Genomic DNA, 20,944 nt, shown 5'->3' on the forward strand with positions numbered 1-20,944 from the left:
GGCTGAATGTATTTTCAGCCTTGAGTTTTAAATAACAAATAGTAATAATTAATAAATAATAAATATGTCTGGGTTAATTGGAAAAAAAATCGGTATGACCAGCATTTTCGATGAAAAAGGGAAAAATATTCCTTGTACAGTAATCGAAGCTGGACCATGTATCGTTACCCAAGTCAGAACTGAAGAAGTTGACGGCTATGAAGCTATTCAACTTGGTTTCGATGACGCGACAGAAAAAAGTGCTACTAAAGCGGACTTAGGTCATGCTAAAAAAGCAGGAACTTCTGTAAAACGCAAAATCGTAGAATTCCAAGGTTTTGATAAGGAGTACAAATTAGGTGATGCTGTAACGGTAGAGCACTTTATTGAAGGTGAATTTGTTGATATTTCTGGAGTTTCTAAAGGAAAAGGATTTCAGGGTGTTGTAAAACGTCATGGTTTTGGTGGTGTAGGTCAAGCTACTCACGGTCAGCATAATCGTTTAAGAGCTCCAGGTTCCATTGGCGCCGCTTCATATCCTGCGAGAGTTTTCAAAGGAATGAAAATGGCCGGAAGAATGGGTGGAGAAACAGTGAAAGTTGAAAATTTAAGAGTTTTAAAAGTAGTAGCAGATAAAAATCTACTCGTTGTAAAAGGGTGTGTACCCGGACACAAAAATTCTTATGTAATTATTAGAAAATAATGAAAGTAGCAGTTTTAGATATAAACGGAAAAGACACAGGTAGAAAGGCAGACCTTTCTAAAGATGTGTTTGCTATTGAGCCTAATAATCACGCTGTGTATTTGGATGTTAAACAATATTTAGCAAACCAAAGACAAGGAACTCACAAATCGAAAGAAAGAGCTGAGATTTCAGGTTCTACACGTAAGATTAAAAAGCAAAAAGGTACTGGTACAGCAAGAGCAGGTAGTATTAAGTCTGGTGTATTTAAAGGTGGAGGTCGTATGTTCGGTCCTAGACCAAGAAACTACAGCTTCAAACTTAATAAAAACTTGAAGCGTTTAGCACGTAAATCTGCCTTCAGTATCAAAGCAGGAGAACAAGCTATCACGGTTTTAGAAGACTTTAATTTTGATACTGTAAAGACTAAGAACTTTACAGCCGTTTTAAAGGCTTTAAACCTTGAAGATAAAAAAACACTGTTTGTGTTGGGTGGCTCAAATAATAACGTATATTTGTCCTCGCGCAATTTAAAAAGCTCTGAAGTTGTAACGTCTTCAGAATTAAGTACTTATAAGATTTTAAATGCAAATCAAGTAGTGCTTTTAGAAGGAGCTTTAGCAGGAATTGAATCAAACTTAAGTAAATAGAAACCATGAGTATCTTAATTAAACCTATAATCACAGAAAAAGCGACAGCAGATAGCGAGTTAAGAAATTGCTATACTTTCGCGGTGAATACTAAGGCGAACAAGGTAGAAATCAAAAAGGCTGTGGAAGCAACCTATGGCGTTTCTGTTGAAAAAGTTCGTACTATAAATGTCCGTCCAGATCGTAGTACCAAGTACACAAAAACTGGTATTCAACATGGTAAAACAAATGCTGTTAAAAAAGCACTTGTACAACTGGCGGAAGGTGAAATGATTGATTTATACAGTAACATGTAATTAAAGACTAATGTCAGTAAGAAAATTAAAACCAATCACACCAGGACAGCGATTTAGAGTAGTTAATGGATTTGACGCCATTACTACTGATAAGCCGGAGAAAAGTTTACTTGCTCCGAATAAAAGGTCTGGTGGTAGAAACAGTCAAGGAAAAATGACCATGCGCTATATTGGTGGAGGTCATAAAAGAAAGTATCGTATTATCGATTTCAAAAGAGACAAAGCAGGTATTCCTGCCGAAGTGAAATCAATAGAATATGATCCAAACAGAACTGCTTTTATAGCTTTATTGAATTATCAAGATGGCGAAAAAAGATACATTATTGCTCAAAATGGTTTGCAAGTTGGGCAAAATGTAGTGTCAGGTCAAGAGGGTATTGCTCCAGAAATTGGAAACTCAATGCCGCTTAGCCAAATTCCATTAGGAACTATTATTTCTTGTGTAGAGTTACGTCCAGGTCAAGGAGCTATTATGGCTCGTTCTGCTGGAGCTTTTGCTCAGTTAATGGCAAGAGATGGTAAATTTGCAACTATTAAATTACCTTCAGGTGAAACAAGATTAATTCTTGTTAACTGTATGGCTACTATAGGTGTTGTATCTAATTCAGATCACCAATTGTTAGTGTCTGGTAAAGCAGGTAGAACAAGATGGTTGGGCAGACGTCCGCGTACTAGACCAGTTGTAATGAATCCTGTTGATCATCCAATGGGTGGTGGTGAAGGTAAATCTTCTGGTGGACACCCTCGTTCTAGAAATGGTGTTCCAGCTAAAGGATACAGAACCCGTTCTAAAAAGAATGCAAGTAATAAATATATTGTAGAACGTAGAAAGAAATAAGACATGGCAAGATCATTAAAAAAGGGACCTTACGTTCATTATAAATTAGAGAAAAAAGTTGCTGTAAATGTTGAAACTAACAAAAAAACAGTTATCAAAACTTGGTCTAGAGCCAGTATGATTACTCCTGATTTTGTTGGACAAACGATAGCAGTGCACAATGGCCGTCAATTTGTACCTGTATATGTTACAGAGAACATGGTTGGTCATAAACTTGGAGAATTTTCACCAACACGTTCATTCCGTGGGCATGCAGGTGCTAAAAATAAAGGTAAAAAATAGTAAGCAATGGGAAGTCGTAAAAAACAAATGGCAGACGCTATTAAGGAAGGGAAAAAGCAAGTGGCTTTTGCAAAACTTAATAACTGTCCTACATCACCAAGAAAAATGCGTTTAGTAGCCGATTTAGTAAGAGGTGAACGCGTAGAAAAAGCGCTTAATATTTTGAAATTCAACCAAAAAGAAGCTTCTGGTAAATTAGAAAAATTGTTATTGTCTGCTATTGCAAACTGGCAATCTAAAAATGAAGAGGCTAATCTTGAAGAAGCTGAATTAATCGTAAAAGAGATTAGAGTTGATGGCGGATCTATGTTAAAAAGATTACGTCCAGCACCTCAAGGTCGCGCACATAGAATAAGAAAACGTTCTAACCACGTAACATTAGTAGTTGGAGCTAACAATAACACACAAAGCTAAGATAGAAGTATGGGACAAAAAACAAATCCAATCGGAAATCGCTTAGGTATTATCAGAGGATGGGAATCTAACTGGTATGGAGGTAATGATTATGGAGATAAACTTGCCGAAGACGATAAGATTAGAAAATACGTACACGTACGTTTAGCTAAAGCTAGTGTTAGTAGAGTAATCATTGAAAGAACTTTAAAGCTTGTAACCGTTACTATCACTACGGCTCGTCCAGGTATCATTATTGGTAAAGGCGGTCAAGAGGTAGACAAGTTAAAAGAAGAGCTTAAAAAGATTACAGGTAAAGAGGTTCAAATAAATATATTTGAAATCAAAAGACCAGAACTTGATGCGTTTTTGGTAGGATCAAGCATCGCTCGTCAAATTGAAAATAGAATTTCATACAGACGTGCAATTAAGATGGCTATTGCTGCTACTATGCGTATGAATGCAGAAGGGATAAAAATCCAAATTAGTGGTCGTTTAAATGGTGCTGAAATGGCACGTTCAGAACACTACAAAGAAGGACGTATTCCTTTATCAACCTTTAGAGCCGATATTGACTATGCACTTGTTGAGGCACACACTACTTATGGTAGATTAGGTGTGAAAGTGTGGATCATGAAAGGCGAAGTGTATGGTAAAAGAGAACTTTCTCCACTTGTTGGATTGTCCAAGAAGCAAGGAAAAGGTGGAGCGTCGAGAGATGGGAATTCTAAACCTCGTCGTAGAAAGTAATTTTTTATAAATTTAAGAAAAATGTTACAGCCTAAAAGAACAAAATTTCGTAAACAACAAAAAGGACGTATGAAAGGTCTTTCTCAAAGAGGAAACCAACTTTCAAACGGAACTTTTGGAATAAAAGTATTAGACGCAACGTTTTTGACATCACGTCAAATAGAAGCAGCTCGTATTGCCGCTACTCGTTACATGAAAAGAGAAGGACAACTTTGGATTAAAGTTTTTCCAGATAAGCCTATCACTAAAAAGCCTCTTGAAGTACGTATGGGTAAAGGTAAAGGTGCTGTTGAGTACTGGGTTGCCGTTTGCAAACCAGGTAGAGTAGTTTTTGAAATAGGAGGAGTACCTTTAGATGTTGCAAAAGAAGCTTTACGCTTAGCAGCACAAAAATTACCAGTAAAAACTAAGTTTTTAATTGCTAGAGATTACGAAGCATAATTTATTTGATATTATGAAACAATCAGAAATTAAAGAATTATCTGTAGCTGAGTTACAAGAGAAACTTAGTGAGACAAAAAAGAGTTATTCAGATTTAAAATTAGCACATGCAATATCTCCTTTAGAAAATCCAATTCAAATTCGTTCAATAAGAAGAACTGTAGCTAGAATTGCGACTGAATTAACTAAAAGAGAATTACAATAATTCTGCTGACATGATGGAAACAAGAAATTTAAGAAAAGAACGTATAGGAGTTGTTACTAGTAACAAGATGCAGAAATCTATTGTGGTTTCTGAGGTTAAAAAAGTAAAACACCCTATGTATGGAAAATTCGTGTTAAAAACAAAAAAATACGTTGCACACGATGAAACAAACGATTGTAATATTGGCGATACTGTAAAGATCATGGAAACAAGACCTTTAAGTAAGTCCAAATGTTGGAGATTAGTTGAAATAATTGAAAGAGCTAAATAATTATGTTACAGCAAGAATCAAGATTAAAAGTAGCCGATAATACTGGAGCAAAAGAAGTTTTAGTTATCCGTGTTTTAGGAGGTACTAAAAGAAGATATGCTTCTGTAGGAGATAAAATAGTTGTTTCAGTAAAAGACGCAACTCCTAATGGAAACATTAAGAAAAAAGCAGTTTCTACTGCAGTTGTTGTTCGTACAACTAAAGAAGTAAGAAGACCAGACGGATCTTATATAAGATTTGATGATAATGCTTGTGTCCTTTTAAATCCGCAAGGAGAAATGAGAGGAACTCGTGTATTTGGTCCTGTTGCTAGAGAACTTCGTGACAAACAATTCATGAAGATTGTATCATTAGCGCCAGAGGTGCTTTAATACATTATTTAAGATGACAAAGCTTAAAATAAAAACAGGAGATACTGTAAAAGTAATTGCTGGAGATCATAAAGGATCAGAAGGTAAAGTACAAAAAGTATTAATAGACAAGAACAAAGCCATTGTTGAAGGTGTAAATTTGGTTAAGAAACATACAAAACCAAGTGCACAGAATCCTCAAGGTGGTATTGTAGAAAAAGAAGCAGCTATTCATATATCTAATCTATCATTGTTAACTTCTAAGGGAGAAACAACAAGGGTAGGTTATAGAGTTGAAGGCGATAAAAAAGTAAGATTTTCAGTAAAATCTAATGAAGTAATATAGTTATGGCATATATACCTAGACTTAAAGAAGAGTATAAAAGCAGAGTAATTGCTGCTCTTACAGACGAATTTGGTTATAAAAACGTAATGCAGGTACCAAAACTTGAAAAGATAGTAGTATCTAAAGGTGTTGGTGCAGCAGTAGCTGATAAAAAACTAATTGACTATGCAGTTGAAGAGTTAGCTACCATTACTGGACAAAAAGCCATAGCAACCATGTCTAAAAAGGATGTAGCATCTTTCAAATTGCGTAAAGGAATGCCTATTGGAGCAAAAGTAACTTTGCGTGGAGAGAAAATGTACGAGTTTTTAGATCGTTTAGTTACTACAGCACTTCCACGTGTGAGAGATTTCAACGGTATAAAAGCAACCGGATTTGATGGACGTGGCAATTATAATTTAGGAATTACAGAGCAAATCATTTTTCCAGAAATTAATATTGATCAAGTTAATAAAATCTCTGGAATGGATATTACATTTGTAACTTCTGCTGATACAGATAAAGAAGCAAAATCATTATTAACCGAATTAGGATTACCTTTTCAAAAGAACTAAGATATGGCTAAAGAATCAATGAAAGCCCGTGAGGTAAAAAGAGCAAAAACAGTAGCTAAGTATGCTGAAAAACGTAAAGCTTTGAAAGAAGCTGGAGATTACGATGCATTACAAAAGTTACCTAAAAATGCATCACCTATTCGTCAACATAATAGATGTAAATTAACAGGAAGACCAAGAGGATATATGAGAACTTTTGGAATTTCTCGTGTTACATTCAGAGAAATGGCTAATCAAGGTCTTATCCCTGGTGTTAGAAAAGCAAGTTGGTAATATTATTTAAATAATCAGGTTTAAGGTTCGAAATAGTTCGAAAACCAAGACCACAAAATCAATTCATTATGTACTCAGATCCAATTGCGGATTATTTGACAAGAATTAGAAATGCAGTGCGTGCTAACCACAGGGTGGTTGAAATCCCTGCATCTAATCTTAAAAAAGATATCACAAAAATATTATTCGAACAAGGATATATTTTAAGTTACAAGTTTGATGATTCCACCGTACAAGGCACTATTAAAATAGCTCTTAAGTACAACAAAGAAACAAAAGAACCCGTAATTAAAAAACTTCAAAGAATTAGTACTCCAGGTTTACGTAAGTATGCTGGTGCTGCTGAATTACCTAGAATCCTTAATGGCCTTGGTATTGCTATTGTTTCAACTTCTCATGGAGTTATGACAGGTAAACAAGCCAAGAGAGACAATGTAGGTGGCGAAGTTTTATGTTACGTTTACTAATTTAAAAGCCGAAAAGAAATGTCAAGAATAGGAAATAATCCAGTAGCCATTCCAGCAGGTGTAACAGTAGATGTTAAAGATAACGTTGTTACTGTAAAAGGAAAATTAGGAGAGTTAACACAAAATTACGACTCTGTTGAAATAAAAGTAGAAGAAGGTAATGTTTTAGTAACACGTTCTTCTGATAGTAAAGATCAAAAAGCCAAACATGGTTTATACAGATCTTTATTGAACAATATGATTGCAGGTGTATCAACAGGATGGACCAAACAATTAGAATTGGTAGGTGTTGGTTATAGAGCATCAAACCAAGGTCAGAAATTAGATTTAGCCTTAGGGTTTTCTCATAATATTGTTTTAGATGTGGCTCCTGAAGTGACCGTTGAAACAATATCAGAAAAAGGAAAAAATCCAATTGTAAAATTAACATCATTCGATAAACAACTTGTTGGACAAGTAGCTGCTAAAATTCGTGGCTTCAGATCACCAGAGCCTTATAAAGGAAAAGGAATCAAGTTTGTTGGTGAAGTATTAAGAAGAAAAGCAGGTAAATCAGCTTAATAAGTAAGTTATGGCATTAACAAAAAATCAAAGAAGATTAAGAATAAAAAGCAGAATTCGTAAGATAGTTTCTGGAACGGAAGCTAGACCAAGATTGGCTGTTTTTAGAAGTAATAAAGAAATTTATGCTCAAATTGTAGATGATGTAACTGGAAAAACAATCAGTGCTGCATCTTCAAGAGATAAGGATATTAATACTGCTAAAGTTACTAAAATTGAAGCTGCTGCTTTAGTTGGAAAGTCACTTGCTGAAAAAGCAATTAAGGCCGGTGTAGAAACTATCGCTTTTGATAGAGGTGGTTATTTATATCACGGTAGAGTAAAATCATTAGCCGAAGGAGCTAGAGAAGCAGGACTTAAATTCTAAGAAATTATGTTTAAAAAATATAAAAGTGCAGAGTTAGTAAAACCAGGTGGATTAGATCTTAAAGATCGTTTGGTTGGTGTACAAAGAGTTACAAAAGTAACTAAAGGAGGTAGAGCATTTGGTTTTTCTGCAATCGTAGTGGTTGGAGATGAAGCAGGTGTTGTTGGTCAAGGTTTAGGAAAATCTAAAGATGTTGCTAGTGCTATTGCAAAAGCAGTTGAAGATGCTAAGAAAAACTTAGTGCGTATTCCTTTAAAAGGAAAATCTTTACCACATGAACAAAAAGGTAAATATGGTGGAGCGAGAGTAAATATTATTCCTGCAGCGCCAGGTACTGGTGTAATAGCTGGTGGTGCTGTAAGAACTGTTCTTGAGGCCGTTGGTGTACATGATGTATTATCAAAATCTCAAGGATCTTCAAACCCTCATAATGTAGTAAAGGCAACATTTGATGCTTTATTACAATTAAGAGATGCAAACGCTATTGCAAAGGATAGAGGTATTTCACTTGAACAGGTTTTTAACGCTTAATATAGACAGAGATGGCAAAAATTAAAGTAACAAAAGTTAAAAGCGCAATCAATCGTACGCAAAGACAAAAAAGAACTTTAGAAGCTCTAGGTCTTAAAAAGATTGGTCAAGTAAAAGAGCATGAAGCTACACCAAATATTCTTGGTATGGTTGCTAAAGTTTCACATTTAGTTTCTGTTGAAGAAACAAAATAATATAACTGAAAAATGGATTTAAGTAATTTAAAACCTGCAGAAGGTTCAGTAAAAAATCAAGGGAAAAGAATAGGTAGAGGACAAGGTTCTGGAAAAGGTGGTACGGCTACTCGTGGTCACAAAGGAGCTAAATCACGTTCTGGTTATTCTAAAAAAGTAGGATTTGAAGGGGGGCAAATGCCAATTCAAAGACGTGTTCCTAAATTTGGTTTTACTAATATTAATCGTGTTGAATACCAAGGTATCAATCTTGATACTCTTCAACAATTGGTTGATGATAAGAAAATTAAAGATACAGTAGATTTTGAAATTTTATTCTCTAACGGCTTAGCTGGAAAAAATGACTTAGTTAAAGTTATGGGAAGAGGTGAGTTGAAATCTAAATTAAAAGTATCTGCTCATAAGTTTACTGCTTCAGCAAAAGCTGCTATTGAAGCTGCAGGAGGAGAAGCTGTAACTTTATAAGACTTATTATAAGTATGAAATTTATAGAATCAATTAAGAATGTTTGGAAAATTGAAGAACTAAGAAACCGAATTGTAGTAACGTTGGGTTTGCTTTTAGTTTATCGTTTTGGAGCACAAGTAACATTGCCTGGAATTGATGCCGCACAATTAAGTGGTTTAGAAGATAGTGCTGATGGTGGCTTATTAGGACTTCTTAATGCTTTTACAGGAGGTGCTTTTGCTAAAGCTTCTGTATTTGCTTTAGGAATCATGCCTTATATTTCAGCTTCTATTGTTGTTCAGTTAATGGGAATAGCAATTCCTTATTTACAAAAACTGCAAAAAGAAGGTGCTAGTGGACAAAAGAAAATTAATCAAATAACAAGATGGTTAACGATAGCTATCTGTTTACTACAAGCACCAGGTTATTTAGCGAGTTTACCTGCATTGGGTATTCCTCAAAGTGCTTTTTTATTAGGCACTGGTGGTTTGTTTTATTTCTCTTCTGTAATTATTTTAGTTACTGGTTGTATTTTTGCCATGTGGTTAGGAGAAAAAATTACAGATAAGGGTATTGGTAACGGTATATCCCTATTAATTATGGTAGGTATTATTGCTACATTGCCATTGTCTTTTGTACAAAATGCTGCTACAAGATTAGAAGGAAACAATGTAATGTTAATTCTTTTTGAATTGATAGTTTGGTTTGCTATTATTTTAGCTTCAATAATGCTTGTTATGGGGGTTAGAAAAATAGCAGTACAGTATGCAAGACGTACAGCTTCTGGTGGCTATGAAAAAAGTGCAGCCGCAGGATCTAGACAGTATATCCCATTAAAGTTAAATGCATCTGGAGTAATGCCAATTATATTTGCTCAAGCTATAATGTTTGTACCAGGTTTAATAGGTGGGTCTTCCCTAATGAAAGAAACTGCAGCTGGTGTTTGGATGCAAACTAATTTTTCAGATATGTTTGGATTCTGGTACAATTTAACTTTTGCTATATTGATTATTGTATTTACATACTTTTATACAGCAATTACTGTACCTACCAATAAAATGGCTGACGATTTAAAACGTAGTGGAGGCTTTATTCCTGGAATTCGTCCGGGTTCTGAAACATCTGAGTATTTAGATAAGATTATGTCTCAAATAACGTTACCTGGTTCTATATTTTTAGCATTAATAGCTGTGTTCCCAGCGTTTATTGTAAAACTTATGGACGTGCAACAAGGGTGGGCATTATTTTTCGGAGGAACCTCATTATTAATTATGGTTGGAGTTGCAATCGATACAATGCAACAAGTAAATTCATACTTGTTAAATAGACACTATGATGGTTTGATGAAGACAGGTAAGAATAGAAAAGCACTCGCTTAATATTATATACTATGGCAAAACAAGCAGCAATAGAGCAAGATGGAACTATTATAGAAGCATTATCAAATGCTATGTTTCGTGTTGAATTAGAAAATGGTCACATTGTGACAGCACATATCTCAGGTAAAATGCGTATGCATTATATTAAATTGTTACCTGGAGATAAAGTAAAATTAGAAATGAGTCCTTACGATTTATCGAAGGCTAGAATAACCTATAGATACTAATACGATGAAAGTTAGAGCATCCGTTAAAAAAAGAAGTGCAGATTGTAAAATCGTGCGTAGAAAAGGTAGACTTTACGTGATAAACAAAAAGAATCCTAGATTTAAACAAAGACAAGGGTAATTATGGCAAGAATTGCAGGTGTAGACATACCAAAAAACAAAAGAGGAGTAATTTCCTTAACTTATATCTATGGAATAGGTAGAAGTAGAGCAAAAGAAATTTTAGCAGAAGCTAAAGTTGATGAAAGTACAAAAGTTCAAGATTGGACAGATGACGAAATAGGTAATATTCGTGAAGCTGTTGGTGCTTTTACTATTGAAGGAGAACTACGTTCTGAAACACAATTAAACATTAAGCGATTAATGGATATTGGTTGTTACAGAGGTATTCGTCATAGATCGGGGCTTCCTTTAAGAGGGCAACGTACTAAAAACAACTCTAGAACAAGAAAAGGAAGAAGAAAAACAGTTGCTAATAAGAAAAAAGCAACTAAATAATAATTAGTCTTTGGTATTTAGACGTTGGAAGGAATCTGTTTGAAATTATAATAGTTTAGGATTCTAGCGACTATCACTAAAACTAAAAGCTAAAATAATATGGCAAAAACAAGCACAAAAAAACGTAAAGTTATAGTTGATGCAGTTGGTGAAGCTCACGTAACTGCTTCTTTTAACAACATCATTATTTCACTTACCAATAAAAAAGGAGATGTAATTTCTTGGTCTTCTGCTGGTAAAATGGGATTTAGAGGTTCTAAGAAAAACACACCTTATGCTGCTCAATTAGCAGCTGAAGATGCGGCTGCTGTAGCTTCAGAAGCTGGATTGAAAAAAGTAAAAGTGTACGTAAAAGGACCAGGAAATGGTAGAGAATCTGCTATACGTTCTATCCACAATGCAGGTATTGAAGTGACAGAAATTATTGACGTGACTCCACTTCCTCATAATGGTTGTAGACCTCCAAAAAGAAGAAGAGTTTAATCACTTTTTTTTAACGAGAGTTTAAGAAAGCAAAGCAAAAAAATTAATATCATCTAAAATTAGATGGTATTAATTTTTTGTGTAAATTTGCAAACTGAAAAAAATAATAACAAGTATCAACAAGAGATTCATGATTATCGAAGGATAAGATTAAGACCTTAATTCATAATCACTCTTAAAAACACAATTTTAAAATGGCAAGATATACTGGTCCTAAAACTAAAATAGCCCGAAAATTCGGTGAAGCTATTTTTGGAGAAGATAAATCTTTTGAAAAAAGAAATTATCCTCCAGGTCAACACGGAGCTAACAAGCGTCGTGGAAAAAAATCTGAATATGCAATCCAATTAATGGAAAAGCAAAAAGCAAAATATACTTATGGTATATTAGAGCGTCAATTCAGAGGATTGTTTAAAAAAGCAAGAACAGCACAAGGAATTACAGGTGAGGTTTTACTACAACTTTGTGAGTCTAGATTAGATAATGTTGTGTACAGAATGGGAATTTCTCCTTCACGTAGTGGCGCGAGACAATTAGTATCTCATAGACACATCACTGTGAATGGTGAATTGGTTAATATTCCTTCTTACCAGTTAAAAGCAGGTGATGTAGTAGGTGTAAGAGAAAAATCAAAATCACTTGAAGCTATTGAGAGATCATTATCAAATTCAAGTCAAGTTTACGAATGGATTACTTGGAATAACGAAACTAAACAAGGTACGTATGTTTCTGTACCTGCTAGAATTCAAATTCCAGAAAACATCAACGAACAATTCATCGTCGAATTATATTCTAAATAATAAATTAATCATATTGGTATTTGGCCAAAGGGTTTATTAGACTTCTTCAAACTTATAAACCGCGCAACTAAATAACAATTAAAACGAAGAACATATGGCAGTATTTAATTTTCAGAAGCCCGACAAAGTAATCATGATCGATTCTACTGATTTCGAAGGAAAATTTGAATTCAGACCTTTAGAACCAGGTTATGGTTTAACAGTAGGAAATGCTTTAAGAAGAGTATTATTATCTTCATTAGAAGGTTTTGCAATTACATCCGTTAGAATAGAAGGTGTTGATCATGAGTTTTCAGCCATTGCTGGAGTTGTGGAAGATGTTACCGAAATTATTCTTAATTTAAAACAAGTTCGTTTTAAAAGACAAATTGAAGATATTGATAATGAGTCAATTTCAATTTCAATTTCTGGTCAAGATCGTATTACCGCTGGAGATTTTCAGAAATTTATTTCAGGATTCCAAGTATTAAATACAGAATTAGTTATCTGTAACTTAGATCCAAAAGTAAATTTCAATATGGAAATTACTATTGAAAAGGGTAGAGGGTATGTACCAGCAGAAGAAAACAAAAAAGCAGCTGCTCCTATAGGAACTATTTTTACAGATTCTATTTATACACCAATAAAAAACGTTAAGTATAGTATTGAAAACTATCGTGTTGAGCAAAAAACTGATTACGAAAAGTTGGTTTTTGAAATCATTACAGATGGATCTATTACGCCACAAGACGCTTTAACGGAAGGCGCCAAAACGTTAATTCATCATTTCATGTTATTCTCTGATGAACGCATTACTTTAGAAGCTGATGAAATTGCACAAACTGAAACTTATGATGAAGAATCTCTTCACATGCGTCAGTTGCTTAAAACAAAGTTAATCGATATGGATTTATCTGTTCGTGCCCTTAACTGTTTAAAAGCTGCAGAGGTTGATACTTTAGGAGATTTAGTATCATTTAATAAAAATGATTTAATGAAATTCAGAAACTTTGGTAAAAAGTCTTTAACCGAACTTGAAGAACTTGTTCATGTTAAAGGTTTAAATTTCGGAATGGATTTGAGCAAATATAAATTAGATAAAGATTAGGGAATTTTCGATTGAAGATTTTTCTAAATTATCAAACAAATAATCATTAACGACTCATAATTTGCTCTCCAAAAAGGATCTGGTAGCAAGATGATGTCAAATTTAAAATGTCATGAGACACGGAAAAAAAATTAACCACTTAGGTAGACAAACAGCACATAGAAAAGCAATGTTGGCTAATATGGCTTGTTCATTAATTGAGCATAAACGTATTAATACAACAGTAGCAAAAGCAAAAGCTTTAAAACAATTTGTTGAGCCAATGATTACTAAGTCTAAAGAAGATACAACACATAACAGACGTATAGTTATGTCTCGTCTTAGACAAAAAGAAGCTGTTGCTGAATTGTTTAGAGATGTAGCTGCTAAAGTTGCAGATAGACCAGGAGGTTATACAAGAATTATTAAACTAGGAAATCGTTTAGGTGATAATGCAGATATGGCTATGATTGAATTGGTAGATTACAATGAAATCTACAATGCAGATAAAGCTAAGAAGAAAACAACCAGAAGAAGTAGAAGAGGAGGTTCTAAATCTGCTGTAGCTGCTACAACAGCTGCACCAGTTGTTGAACCTAAAACATCTAACGAAGAGGAAGAATAAATGTTAATAAGCATTTGAAATATAAAGGATAAACTATTTTAGTTTATCCTTTTTTTTATGCAATTTTGTAAAATCTTTGTTCTCACGTAGCACAGTGCTTAGTTTAAGTGGGAATCTCATAATAATTATAATGAAATATCAAAAAAAACAAAAGGCCATCATTCTCTTAGCAGATGGTACTATTTTTCACGGTAAAGCAGTAGGTAATAAACAAGGAACAGCATTTGGCGAAGTATGTTTTAATACCGGCATGACGGGATATCAAGAAATTTTTACAGACCCATCATACTATGGACAACTCATGGTAGCTACCAATGCTCACATTGGTAATTATGGTACTAATGCTGATGAAGTAGAATCTGATTCTATTAAAATTTCGGGTCTTATAGTAAAAAACTTTAGCTATGATTATTCTAGAGATGATGCAGATGCTTCACTTCTTGATTTTCTTGATAAAAATAATTTATTAGCAATTTCGGATGTTGACACGAGGGCTTTGGTAAGTTATATTAGAGATCACGGTGCTATGAATGCTGTTATATCTACGGATGTGGATAATCTTGAAGGATTAAAAAAACAATTAGCAGACATTCCTAATATGGAAGGCTTGGAGTTAGCATCAAAAGTATCCACCAAAGAACCTTATTATTTTGGAGATGAAAATGCCAAGTATAAAGTAGCTGCTTTAGATATTGGTATTAAAAAGAATATTCTTCGAAATATAGCTAAAAGAGATGCTTACATCAAGGTATTTCCGTATAACGCAAAATTTGAGGACTTAGAGGCATTTAACCCTGATGGTTATTTTTTATCTAATGGACCTGGAGATCCAGAACCTTTGGTTGAAGCTCAAGAAGTTGCAAAAGAAATTATAAAAAGAGATTTGCCTTTATTTGGTATTTGTTTAGGACATCAAGTGATAGCTATTGCTAATGGAATTTCAACTTATAAGATGCATAATGGACACAGAGGAATTAATCACCCTGTTAAAAATCTTATCACTGGAAAAGGAGAAATAACCTCTCAAAATCACGGGTTTGCTGTTAATAGAGAGGAAACAGAAGTTAATCCTGATATAGAGATATCGCATGTACATTTAAATGACAATACGGTAGCAGGATTACGTATGAAAAATAAAAATTGTTTTTCGGTACAATACCATCCAGAAGCAAGCCCAGGACCGCATGATGCTTCATATCTTTTTGATGAATTTATAGAGAATATCAAGAAAAGCAAAAACTAAAAACTTAAAAATAATGATGTTTTTGAAGGTGAAATTTTAACTAAAACGTTATAGCTAAAATTTATTGATTTTCTTTAGAAACATCAAGTATAATACAAGATTTAACCGTAAATTTGAAAGTATAAAAGTTTAAAAATAACCAATTATGAGTATAATTATCAATGTCCACGCAAGACAGATTTTGGATTCAAGAGGAAATCCAACAGTAGAAGTAGATGTAATAACAGAAAATAACGTTCTTGGACGAGCGGCAGTTCCTTCTGGAGCTTCAACCGGAGAGCACGAAGCTGTAGAATTACGTGATGGAGGAGATTCATATATGGGTAAAGGGGTTTTAAAAGCCGTAGAAAATGTAAATACTATTATAGCTCAAGAATTGGTAGGAGTTTCCGTTTTTGAACAAGGTATGATTGATCAAACAATGATTGACTTAGATGGTACAGCGAATAAATCAAAATTAGGTGCTAATGCTATTTTAGGAGTTTCTTTGGCTGTAGCAAAAGCAGCAGCAAATGAACTTGGTTTGCCATTATATCGTTATGTAGGAGGTGTTTCTGCAAACACACTTCCAGTTCCAATGATGAATATCATTAATGGTGGTTCTCATAGTGATGCGCCTATTGCATTTCAAGAGTTTATGATTATGCCTGTAAAAGCTAAAAACTTTACACATGCTATGCAAATGGGAACTGAAATTTTCCATAATCTTAAAAAAGTATTACACGATAGAGGTTTAAGTACTGCTGTTGGTGATGAGGGTGGTTTTGCTCCTAATTTAGCAGGTGGAACAGAAGATGCTCTTGATTCAATCAAATTAGCTGTAGAAAAAGCTGGTTATAAATTTGGTGATGAAGTTATGGTTGCATTAGATTGTGCTTCCGCAGAATTTTATGTAGATGGTAAATATGACTATACTAAATTTGAAGGTGAATCTGGTGTTGTAAGAACAAGCCAAGAGCAAGCAGAATACTTAGCAGAATTGACAACAAAATATCCAATCATTTCAATTGAAGATGGAATGGATGAAAACGATTGGGACGGATGGAAAGTATTAACTGAAAAAATTGGAGATAAAGTACAATTGGTTGGTGATGATTTATTTGTTACTAATGTAGAACGTTTATCTCGTGGTATTGAAAATAATATTGCAAATTCAATTCTTGTTAAAGTAAATCAAATTGGTTCATTAACAGAAACTATTGCTGCAGTAAATATGGCTAAAAACGCTGGATATACTTCTGTAATGTCTCACCGATCAGGAGAGACTGAAGATAATACCATTGCAGATTTAGCGGTGGCATTAAACTGTGGACAAATAAAAACAGGTTCAGCATCGCGTAGTGACCGTATGGCTAAGTACAACCAACTACTTCGTATAGAAGAAGAACTGGCTAATACCGCTTATTATCCACAAGAAAAAGCATTTAAAGTAAAATAGATAACATCTGTTTTATTTTCAAAAAGGAGCAGTTATATTTTTAATTGTTCCTTTTTTTATACTTATATTTTAATAATGCGTAAATTATTCAATCCTTTTAGCGTTATTTTATAAAAAATAATGAGATATTTCGTAATTTAGCAATCCGCATAACTTAAAATAAATTTTCAAAAACTATGTCAAAAACTGCCAACTTAGAAATTAATGGTCAAAAATATGAATTCCCTCTTGTAGAAGGAACAGAAAATGAAGTAGCAATAGATATTACCAATCTTAGAAGTACTACCAATGGAGTTATAACTATAGATCCAGGTTTTAAAAACACAGGATCTTGTGAAAGTGCTATTACATTCTTAGATGGAGAAAAAGGTATTTTAAGATATAGAGGATATTCCATTGAAGAATTGGCAGAAAAAGCAGATTTTTTAGAAGTTGCTTATCTTTTAATATTTGGACACCTTCCTACTAAAGAGCAAAATGATAAGTTTCATGACGACATAAAAGCTCAATCTATAGTAGATGAGGATATTAAAAAAATCATAGAAGCCTTTCCTAAGTCTGCACATCCAATGGGTGTCATTTCTTCGCTAACAAGTGCTTTAACAGCATTCAATCCCTCTTCAGTAAATGTAAATTCTGAGGAAGATATGTATAAATCTGTTGTTAAGATTTTAGGTAAATTCCCCGTTTTAGTAGCTTGGACTTATAGAAGAAAAGTTGGTTTACCTTTGGATTATGGAGACAATTCGTTAGGATATGTTGAAAATATCTTAAAAATGATGTTTAGCCAACCAAATGCTTGTTATGTACAAAGTGAAATATTAATAAATGCTTTAGATAAATTATTAATCCTTCATGCAGATCATGAGCAAAATTGTTCAACATCAACAGTTAGAGTTGTTGGCTCATCACATGCAGGTTTATTTGCCTCAATTTCTGCAGGGATTTCAGCTTTATGGGGGCCGCTTCATGGTGGTGCTAATCAAGCTGTTCTTGAAATGCTTGAATCTATAAAATTAGATGGCGGTGATACTAAAAAATACATGTTAAAGGCTAAAGATAAAAATGATCCTTTCCGTTTAATGGGCTTTGGTCACCGTGTTTATAAAAATTTTGATCCCCGTGCTAGAATTATTAAAAAAGCCGCGGATGAAGTATTAGGAAATTTAGGAATTCAAGATCCTATTTTAGATATTGCTAAAGGTCTGGAAAAAGAAGCTTTAGAAGATAGTTATTTCGTAGATAGAAAATTATATCCTAACGTTGATTTTTATTCAGGAATAATCTACAGAGGTATGGGTATTCCTACTGATATGTTTACAGTTATGTTTGCTTTAGGTCGCCTTCCAGGTTGGATTGCTCAATGGAGAGAAATGCGCTTGAAAAAAGAGCCTATCGGAAGACCAAGACAAATTTATATTGGAGAAACAGAGCGAAAGTTTGTTCCTGTTGAAAACAGATAATTTGAATCATTAAAATAATAACATTTAAAAAGCTTCATGATTAATATTGTGAAGCTTTTTAAATAATATTTATATGGCACTGGAACTTCATATAAAAAATGAAACAGCACATTTAAGAGCTGTAGTTTTAGGAACTGCTCAAAGTAATGGTGCAATTCCTGATATTAAGGATTGTTACGACCCCAAGAGTATAGAGCACATTAAAGCAGGGACATACCCAGTAGAAAGTGATATGATTTATGAACTAAATACGGTGGCTTCCGTTTTAGAGAAATATGCTGTTACTGTGTATAGACCAACGATTTTAAAGGACTGTAATCAAATTTTTTCACGAGATATTGCCTTTGTAATAGAAGATAAAATTATAAGAGCTAATATCTTACCAAATCGGATCAGGGAAATTGAAGCTATACGACATATTTGGGATCAGGTAGCCCCCAAAAACAGAATTATTTTGCCTAAAGAATGCCATGCAGAAGGAGGAGATATTATTGTTTGGAACGATTATATTTTTGTTGGAACTTATTCAGGAGATGATTATTCCAATTATATTACAGCAAGAACAAATATAGATACTGTTATTGCTTTGCAAGAACTTTTTCCCAATAAAATTGTCAAAGGGTTTGATCTGAGAAAATCGAATACAGATCCTAAGGAAAATGCTCTGCATTTAGATTGTTGTTTTCAACCTATTGGTAAAAATAAAGCTATTATTCATAAAAATGGCTTTTTAATTGAGCAGGAATATCAATGGCTAATTGATTTTTTCGGGAAAAAAAATGTGTTTGAAATTAACAAACAGGAAATGTATGATATGAATTGTAATGTGTTTTCTATTTCTGAAGAGGTTATTATTTCTGAAAAAAACTTTACTAGATTAAATAATTGGTTGCGAAATCAAGGTTTTACTGTTGAAGAAGTACCTTATGCTGAAATTGGAAAACAAGAAGGCTTGCTACGTTGTAGTACCATGCCTTTAATTCGAAACTAATATTTCTTTCTAATTGGGTTGGATTTATTTATATAAGTGATGCATCTGGTATTGATAATAGCAATTATTCTCTATACAAAAAATAATTGTTAACCAATTCAATATAAGTAGCTTTTGCTTCGTCTTGAGTAATATTTTTTATTTGAAAAAGGGCATTTGTTTTAAAAGCATTTATAATTGGAGTTCTGCTTTTGGGCCTTCCGTAATCATTAGTTGCTTTTTTGTAGTATGCGTATAACCGAAGTAAAAAATCCGCAGGAAACGGTTCTTTATGGGCATTAATACGACTTACAGCATCTTGAAATTCTATGTTTAATTCTTCACTATTCATGTATTTCGGCAATAATACTTTCTCCACCTCGAACTTTTTGGTTAAGTTTTACTTTAACATTTGAGTTTAAGGGTAAAAATAAATCAACTCTAGAACCAAACTTTATAAATCCAGATTCGCTCCCTTGCATGGCAACATCATCTACCTTAGCATAATTTACAATGCGTTTTGCTAAGGCACCAGCTATTTGTCTATGCATTACTTTGCCGTAGCTTTTGTTTTCTACTACTACAGTGGTTCGTTCATTCTCTTCACTGGCTTTTGGATGCCAAGCTACTAAGTATTTGCCTGGATGATATTTACTAAAAACTACTTTGCCTCCTATAGGGTAACGAGTTACGTGTACATTTATTGGTGACATAAATACACTTATCTGCAGGCGCTTATCTTTAAAATATTCATTTTCTTCAACTTCTTCAATAACAACGACTTTACCATCAACAGGTGCTATTACTTGTAAATCATTTAAGGTAGTTTTCCGTTTTGGATTTCTGAAAAATTGTAAAATAAGAATCAAGAAGATTAATAGCACAATCATGATAGTAGTGCTAAGCCATTTAATAGGAATTAAATGATCAACCAATAAAAAAGCGGCCACAACAATGCCAAATGTTACTAATATAATTTTATGACCTTCTTTATGAAACATAATGTATAATTCTTAAAAATAAATATATAAACGGTGCGGCAAATATAATACTGTCTAATCTATCAAGCAAACCACCATGCCCAGGCATAATGATACCACTGTCTTTGACATTAGCGTTTCGCTTAAATTTAGATTCTATTAAATCGCCTAATGTACCAAACACACTTATTATAATACTTAAAATAAGCCAATAGGTAAAGTTTAATGTTTGTGTAAAGGTAGCAATAAAATAACTGGCAATACAGGAAAAAAATAATCCACCAAGAAAGCCTTCTACCGTTTTTTTAGGTGAAATTTTTTCAAAAAGCTTTTGTTTGCCATAGTTTTTTCCTACTAAAAAAGCAAAGGTATCATTAATCCAAACAAGTATAAAGGAACCTAATAAAATGTTTGAATTGTATGGCTGAAAATAATTTGCAATCAGTATTAAAAATATAAAGGCACTGGATATATAAAATGTTGTAATAATAAATTGCTTGGAGCTAAATAGAGGAGTGGTTCTAATAGAGAATAAATCTTTTATTAAAAAAAGTTCCACAAAAATACTGATAACTAAAAGTATTTGAATGGCTTCTTGCAGACCTAGATGTTCTTTAGAAACAAATCGCCAGTAACCGAAAGCCAGATATAAAACAATAAAAATAATATATGGAATTTTGCTTTTTAGTTGAATAAGTTTGGTGAACTCACCCATACATATAAGACCAAATACGAAAAAAAGGATAATCAAAGCATGTTCAAATTGCATGGAAACAATTAATAATAGCACATAGATTAATCCAGAAAATGATCGTATTAAAATTTCTTTCATCAGCTAATAAGCATTTTTCTGTTTATTGATTTGTACAAATTGATTGTTTTTTACCTTGTGTAA

General features: G+C 33.4%; 35 protein-coding genes. 32 read left to right on the forward strand and 3 right to left on the reverse strand.

The features are described from left to right. The first annotated feature begins 64 nt into the window (after positions 1–64). The 32 genes from rplC to APS56_RS14095 all read left to right on the forward strand — a co-directional run bounded on the left by rplC (position 65) and on the right by APS56_RS14095 (position 19,090). Positions 65–682, forward strand: coding sequence for a 50S ribosomal protein L3 (gene rplC / locus APS56_RS13945; protein WP_054729539.1), 618 nt, complete (start codon positions 65–67; stop codon positions 680–682). Next, positions 682–1,311, forward strand: a complete 630-nt coding sequence (rplD, locus tag APS56_RS13950; protein ID WP_054729542.1) for a 50S ribosomal protein L4 — start codon at positions 682–684, stop codon at positions 1,309–1,311. Before rplC ends, rplD begins: the two co-directional genes overlap by 1 nt. Before the next feature lie 5 nt (positions 1,312–1,316). After that, on the forward strand, positions 1,317–1,607 hold the full coding sequence (rplW, locus tag APS56_RS13955; protein ID WP_054729545.1) for a 50S ribosomal protein L23: 291 nt from the start codon (positions 1,317–1,319) through the stop codon (positions 1,605–1,607). 10 nt (positions 1,608–1,617) lie between these two features. Further along, positions 1,618–2,445 carry a 50S ribosomal protein L2 gene (gene rplB, locus APS56_RS13960; RefSeq protein WP_054729547.1) on the forward strand — a complete coding sequence of 276 codons (828 nt, stop codon included), beginning with the start codon at positions 1,618–1,620 and terminating at the stop codon, positions 2,443–2,445. Positions 2,446–2,448: 3 nt separating this feature from the next. Continuing rightward, a complete protein-coding gene (rpsS, locus tag APS56_RS13965; RefSeq protein WP_054729550.1) occupies positions 2,449–2,727 on the forward strand; it encodes a 30S ribosomal protein S19 in 279 nt (92 codons plus the stop codon). Between the two features lie 6 nt (positions 2,728–2,733). Continuing rightward, positions 2,734–3,141: a 50S ribosomal protein L22 gene (gene rplV, locus APS56_RS13970; protein WP_054729554.1), complete on the forward strand. Its 408-nt coding sequence runs from the start codon at positions 2,734–2,736 to the stop codon at positions 3,139–3,141. Positions 3,142–3,150: 9 nt separating this feature from the next. After that, positions 3,151–3,870 (forward strand): 30S ribosomal protein S3, encoded by a 720-nt coding sequence (gene rpsC, locus APS56_RS13975; protein ID WP_054729557.1) that lies wholly within the window; start codon positions 3,151–3,153, stop codon positions 3,868–3,870. A gap of 21 nt (positions 3,871–3,891) precedes the next feature. Next, a complete protein-coding gene (gene rplP, locus APS56_RS13980; protein WP_054729560.1) occupies positions 3,892–4,311 on the forward strand; it encodes a 50S ribosomal protein L16 in 420 nt (139 codons plus the stop codon). 13 nt (positions 4,312–4,324) lie between these two features. Continuing rightward, positions 4,325–4,516 (forward strand): 50S ribosomal protein L29, encoded by a 192-nt coding sequence (gene rpmC, locus APS56_RS13985; protein WP_054729563.1) that lies wholly within the window; start codon positions 4,325–4,327, stop codon positions 4,514–4,516. Between the two features lie 13 nt (positions 4,517–4,529). Further along, positions 4,530–4,787, forward strand: a complete 258-nt coding sequence (gene rpsQ / locus APS56_RS13990; protein WP_054729566.1) for a 30S ribosomal protein S17 — start codon at positions 4,530–4,532, stop codon at positions 4,785–4,787. A 2-nt stretch (positions 4,788–4,789) separates the two neighbouring features. After that, complete coding sequence (gene rplN, locus APS56_RS13995) at positions 4,790–5,158, forward strand: 50S ribosomal protein L14 (protein ID WP_054729571.1); 369 nt, start codon at positions 4,790–4,792, stop codon at positions 5,156–5,158. Between the two features lie 13 nt (positions 5,159–5,171). After that, positions 5,172–5,483, forward strand: a complete 312-nt coding sequence (gene rplX / locus APS56_RS14000) for a 50S ribosomal protein L24 (protein WP_054729574.1) — start codon at positions 5,172–5,174, stop codon at positions 5,481–5,483. Positions 5,484–5,485: 2 nt separating this feature from the next. Further along, positions 5,486–6,037, forward strand: coding sequence for a 50S ribosomal protein L5 (rplE, locus tag APS56_RS14005; RefSeq protein ID WP_054729577.1), 552 nt, complete (start codon positions 5,486–5,488; stop codon positions 6,035–6,037). A gap of 3 nt (positions 6,038–6,040) precedes the next feature. After that, positions 6,041–6,310 (forward strand): 30S ribosomal protein S14, encoded by a 270-nt coding sequence (gene rpsN / locus APS56_RS14010; protein WP_054729580.1) that lies wholly within the window; start codon positions 6,041–6,043, stop codon positions 6,308–6,310. Positions 6,311–6,378: 68 nt separating this feature from the next. Next, positions 6,379–6,777 carry a 30S ribosomal protein S8 gene (gene rpsH / locus APS56_RS14015; protein WP_054729583.1) on the forward strand — a complete coding sequence of 133 codons (399 nt, stop codon included), beginning with the start codon at positions 6,379–6,381 and terminating at the stop codon, positions 6,775–6,777. A gap of 18 nt (positions 6,778–6,795) precedes the next feature. Continuing rightward, positions 6,796–7,338: a 50S ribosomal protein L6 gene (gene rplF, locus APS56_RS14020; RefSeq protein ID WP_054729586.1), complete on the forward strand. Its 543-nt coding sequence runs from the start codon at positions 6,796–6,798 to the stop codon at positions 7,336–7,338. 10 nt (positions 7,339–7,348) lie between these two features. Next, positions 7,349–7,705, forward strand: a complete 357-nt coding sequence (rplR, locus tag APS56_RS14025) for a 50S ribosomal protein L18 (RefSeq protein WP_054729589.1) — start codon at positions 7,349–7,351, stop codon at positions 7,703–7,705. Positions 7,706–7,711: 6 nt separating this feature from the next. Continuing rightward, entirely contained in the window at positions 7,712–8,236 is a 525-nt protein-coding gene (gene rpsE, locus APS56_RS14030) for a 30S ribosomal protein S5 (RefSeq protein WP_054729592.1), read from the forward strand. 11 nt (positions 8,237–8,247) lie between these two features. Beyond that, positions 8,248–8,430, forward strand: a complete 183-nt coding sequence (rpmD, locus tag APS56_RS14035) for a 50S ribosomal protein L30 (RefSeq protein WP_054729595.1) — start codon at positions 8,248–8,250, stop codon at positions 8,428–8,430. Positions 8,431–8,442: 12 nt separating this feature from the next. Beyond that, a complete protein-coding gene (gene rplO, locus APS56_RS14040; protein ID WP_054729598.1) occupies positions 8,443–8,895 on the forward strand; it encodes a 50S ribosomal protein L15 in 453 nt (150 codons plus the stop codon). Between the two features lie 14 nt (positions 8,896–8,909). After that, the gene (gene secY, locus APS56_RS14045) at positions 8,910–10,256 is read left to right on the forward strand and encodes a preprotein translocase subunit SecY (protein WP_054729601.1); all 1,347 of its coding nucleotides are present in this window, start codon (positions 8,910–8,912) and stop codon (positions 10,254–10,256) included. A gap of 11 nt (positions 10,257–10,267) precedes the next feature. Beyond that, the gene (gene infA / locus APS56_RS14050; protein WP_028289261.1) at positions 10,268–10,483 is read left to right on the forward strand and encodes a translation initiation factor IF-1; all 216 of its coding nucleotides are present in this window, start codon (positions 10,268–10,270) and stop codon (positions 10,481–10,483) included. Positions 10,484–10,487: 4 nt separating this feature from the next. Further along, positions 10,488–10,604 (forward strand): type B 50S ribosomal protein L36, encoded by a 117-nt coding sequence (gene ykgO / locus APS56_RS16800; protein ID WP_013305171.1) that lies wholly within the window; start codon positions 10,488–10,490, stop codon positions 10,602–10,604. 2 nt (positions 10,605–10,606) lie between these two features. Next, positions 10,607–10,981 carry a 30S ribosomal protein S13 gene (gene rpsM, locus APS56_RS14055; RefSeq protein ID WP_054729604.1) on the forward strand — a complete coding sequence of 125 codons (375 nt, stop codon included), beginning with the start codon at positions 10,607–10,609 and terminating at the stop codon, positions 10,979–10,981. A 99-nt stretch (positions 10,982–11,080) separates the two neighbouring features. Continuing rightward, entirely contained in the window at positions 11,081–11,464 is a 384-nt protein-coding gene (gene rpsK / locus APS56_RS14060; RefSeq protein WP_054729607.1) for a 30S ribosomal protein S11, read from the forward strand. A 194-nt stretch (positions 11,465–11,658) separates the two neighbouring features. Then, on the forward strand, positions 11,659–12,264 hold the full coding sequence (gene rpsD, locus APS56_RS14065; protein ID WP_054729609.1) for a 30S ribosomal protein S4: 606 nt from the start codon (positions 11,659–11,661) through the stop codon (positions 12,262–12,264). A 94-nt stretch (positions 12,265–12,358) separates the two neighbouring features. Further along, the gene (locus APS56_RS14070; protein ID WP_054729612.1) at positions 12,359–13,351 is read left to right on the forward strand and encodes a DNA-directed RNA polymerase subunit alpha; all 993 of its coding nucleotides are present in this window, start codon (positions 12,359–12,361) and stop codon (positions 13,349–13,351) included. A 112-nt stretch (positions 13,352–13,463) separates the two neighbouring features. Beyond that, entirely contained in the window at positions 13,464–13,955 is a 492-nt protein-coding gene (gene rplQ, locus APS56_RS14075) for a 50S ribosomal protein L17 (RefSeq protein WP_054729614.1), read from the forward strand. Between the two features lie 130 nt (positions 13,956–14,085). Further along, on the forward strand, positions 14,086–15,198 hold the full coding sequence (carA, locus tag APS56_RS14080) for a glutamine-hydrolyzing carbamoyl-phosphate synthase small subunit (RefSeq protein WP_054729617.1): 1,113 nt from the start codon (positions 14,086–14,088) through the stop codon (positions 15,196–15,198). 145 nt (positions 15,199–15,343) lie between these two features. Further along, positions 15,344–16,636: a phosphopyruvate hydratase gene (gene eno, locus APS56_RS14085; protein ID WP_054729619.1), complete on the forward strand. Its 1,293-nt coding sequence runs from the start codon at positions 15,344–15,346 to the stop codon at positions 16,634–16,636. 176 nt (positions 16,637–16,812) lie between these two features. Next, entirely contained in the window at positions 16,813–18,099 is a 1,287-nt protein-coding gene (locus tag APS56_RS14090) for a citrate synthase (RefSeq protein ID WP_054729622.1), read from the forward strand. Positions 18,100–18,172: 73 nt separating this feature from the next. Then, a complete protein-coding gene (locus APS56_RS14095; protein WP_054729626.1) occupies positions 18,173–19,090 on the forward strand; it encodes a dimethylarginine dimethylaminohydrolase family protein in 918 nt (305 codons plus the stop codon). A 64-nt stretch (positions 19,091–19,154) separates the two neighbouring features. Here the strand turns inward: APS56_RS14095 and APS56_RS14100 are convergent, their stop codons facing one another. From APS56_RS14100 to APS56_RS14110, 3 genes are read right to left on the reverse strand one after another with little or no spacing between them, the layout of a single operon-like run. Beyond that, positions 19,155–19,421, reverse strand: coding sequence for an acyl-CoA-binding protein (locus tag APS56_RS14100; RefSeq protein ID WP_054729629.1), 267 nt, complete (start codon positions 19,419–19,421; stop codon positions 19,155–19,157). Beyond that, entirely contained in the window at positions 19,414–20,070 is a 657-nt protein-coding gene (locus APS56_RS14105) for a phosphatidylserine decarboxylase family protein (RefSeq protein ID WP_054729631.1), read from the reverse strand. The genes APS56_RS14100 and APS56_RS14105 overlap by 8 nt, the downstream gene beginning before the upstream one ends. Further along, complete coding sequence (locus APS56_RS14110) at positions 20,060–20,881, reverse strand: phosphatidate cytidylyltransferase (RefSeq protein ID WP_054729634.1); 822 nt, start codon at positions 20,879–20,881, stop codon at positions 20,060–20,062. Before APS56_RS14110 ends, APS56_RS14105 begins: the two co-directional genes overlap by 11 nt. Positions 20,882–20,944: the final 63 nt, after the last annotated feature.

Origin of the sequence: Pseudalgibacter alginicilyticus, from assembly GCF_001310225.1 — a bacterium.
Taxonomy (GTDB): domain Bacteria; phylum Bacteroidota; class Bacteroidia; order Flavobacteriales; family Flavobacteriaceae; genus Pseudalgibacter; species Pseudalgibacter alginicilyticus.

What these genes read in the sequence shown, in the direction of transcription:
- carA (WP_054729617.1), top strand. Translation starts at nt 14,086, where the DNA reads ATGAAATATCAAAAAAAACAAAAGGCCATCATTCTCTTAGCAGATGGT.
- rpsH (WP_054729583.1), top strand. Translation starts at nt 6,379, where the DNA reads ATGTACTCAGATCCAATTGCGGATTATTTGACAAGAATTAGAAATGCA.
- rpmC (WP_054729563.1), top strand. Translation starts at nt 4,325, where the DNA reads ATGAAACAATCAGAAATTAAAGAATTATCTGTAGCTGAGTTACAAGAG.
- rplD (WP_054729542.1), top strand. Translation starts at nt 682, where the DNA reads ATGAAAGTAGCAGTTTTAGATATAAACGGAAAAGACACAGGTAGAAAG.
- rplN (WP_054729571.1), top strand. Translation starts at nt 4,790, where the DNA reads ATGTTACAGCAAGAATCAAGATTAAAAGTAGCCGATAATACTGGAGCA.
- rpsS (WP_054729550.1), top strand. Translation starts at nt 2,449, where the DNA reads ATGGCAAGATCATTAAAAAAGGGACCTTACGTTCATTATAAATTAGAG.
- APS56_RS14110 (WP_054729634.1), bottom strand. Translation starts at nt 20,881, where the DNA reads ATGAAAGAAATTTTAATACGATCATTTTCTGGATTAATCTATGTGCTA.
- rpsQ (WP_054729566.1), top strand. Translation starts at nt 4,530, where the DNA reads ATGGAAACAAGAAATTTAAGAAAAGAACGTATAGGAGTTGTTACTAGT.
- secY (WP_054729601.1), top strand. Translation starts at nt 8,910, where the DNA reads ATGAAATTTATAGAATCAATTAAGAATGTTTGGAAAATTGAAGAACTA.
- APS56_RS14090 (WP_054729622.1), top strand. Translation starts at nt 16,813, where the DNA reads ATGTCAAAAACTGCCAACTTAGAAATTAATGGTCAAAAATATGAATTC.
- rpmD (WP_054729595.1), top strand. Translation starts at nt 8,248, where the DNA reads ATGGCAAAAATTAAAGTAACAAAAGTTAAAAGCGCAATCAATCGTACG.
- rpsC (WP_054729557.1), top strand. Translation starts at nt 3,151, where the DNA reads ATGGGACAAAAAACAAATCCAATCGGAAATCGCTTAGGTATTATCAGA.
- rplV (WP_054729554.1), top strand. Translation starts at nt 2,734, where the DNA reads ATGGGAAGTCGTAAAAAACAAATGGCAGACGCTATTAAGGAAGGGAAA.
- rplF (WP_054729586.1), top strand. Translation starts at nt 6,796, where the DNA reads ATGTCAAGAATAGGAAATAATCCAGTAGCCATTCCAGCAGGTGTAACA.
- infA (WP_028289261.1), top strand. Translation starts at nt 10,268, where the DNA reads ATGGCAAAACAAGCAGCAATAGAGCAAGATGGAACTATTATAGAAGCA.
- ykgO (WP_013305171.1), top strand. Translation starts at nt 10,488, where the DNA reads ATGAAAGTTAGAGCATCCGTTAAAAAAAGAAGTGCAGATTGTAAAATC.
- rplC (WP_054729539.1), top strand. Translation starts at nt 65, where the DNA reads ATGTCTGGGTTAATTGGAAAAAAAATCGGTATGACCAGCATTTTCGAT.
- rplO (WP_054729598.1), top strand. Translation starts at nt 8,443, where the DNA reads ATGGATTTAAGTAATTTAAAACCTGCAGAAGGTTCAGTAAAAAATCAA.
- rplE (WP_054729577.1), top strand. Translation starts at nt 5,486, where the DNA reads ATGGCATATATACCTAGACTTAAAGAAGAGTATAAAAGCAGAGTAATT.
- rpsE (WP_054729592.1), top strand. Translation starts at nt 7,712, where the DNA reads ATGTTTAAAAAATATAAAAGTGCAGAGTTAGTAAAACCAGGTGGATTA.
- rplQ (WP_054729614.1), top strand. Translation starts at nt 13,464, where the DNA reads ATGAGACACGGAAAAAAAATTAACCACTTAGGTAGACAAACAGCACAT.
- rplR (WP_054729589.1), top strand. Translation starts at nt 7,349, where the DNA reads ATGGCATTAACAAAAAATCAAAGAAGATTAAGAATAAAAAGCAGAATT.
- rpsM (WP_054729604.1), top strand. Translation starts at nt 10,607, where the DNA reads ATGGCAAGAATTGCAGGTGTAGACATACCAAAAAACAAAAGAGGAGTA.
- rplP (WP_054729560.1), top strand. Translation starts at nt 3,892, where the DNA reads ATGTTACAGCCTAAAAGAACAAAATTTCGTAAACAACAAAAAGGACGT.
- APS56_RS14100 (WP_054729629.1), bottom strand. Translation starts at nt 19,421, where the DNA reads ATGAATAGTGAAGAATTAAACATAGAATTTCAAGATGCTGTAAGTCGT.
- rplB (WP_054729547.1), top strand. Translation starts at nt 1,618, where the DNA reads ATGTCAGTAAGAAAATTAAAACCAATCACACCAGGACAGCGATTTAGA.
- rplW (WP_054729545.1), top strand. Translation starts at nt 1,317, where the DNA reads ATGAGTATCTTAATTAAACCTATAATCACAGAAAAAGCGACAGCAGAT.
- APS56_RS14070 (WP_054729612.1), top strand. Translation starts at nt 12,359, where the DNA reads ATGGCAGTATTTAATTTTCAGAAGCCCGACAAAGTAATCATGATCGAT.
- APS56_RS14105 (WP_054729631.1), bottom strand. Translation starts at nt 20,070, where the DNA reads ATGTTTCATAAAGAAGGTCATAAAATTATATTAGTAACATTTGGCATT.
- rplX (WP_054729574.1), top strand. Translation starts at nt 5,172, where the DNA reads ATGACAAAGCTTAAAATAAAAACAGGAGATACTGTAAAAGTAATTGCT.
- eno (WP_054729619.1), top strand. Translation starts at nt 15,344, where the DNA reads ATGAGTATAATTATCAATGTCCACGCAAGACAGATTTTGGATTCAAGA.
- rpsK (WP_054729607.1), top strand. Translation starts at nt 11,081, where the DNA reads ATGGCAAAAACAAGCACAAAAAAACGTAAAGTTATAGTTGATGCAGTT.
- rpsN (WP_054729580.1), top strand. Translation starts at nt 6,041, where the DNA reads ATGGCTAAAGAATCAATGAAAGCCCGTGAGGTAAAAAGAGCAAAAACA.
- rpsD (WP_054729609.1), top strand. Translation starts at nt 11,659, where the DNA reads ATGGCAAGATATACTGGTCCTAAAACTAAAATAGCCCGAAAATTCGGT.
- APS56_RS14095 (WP_054729626.1), top strand. Translation starts at nt 18,173, where the DNA reads ATGGCACTGGAACTTCATATAAAAAATGAAACAGCACATTTAAGAGCT.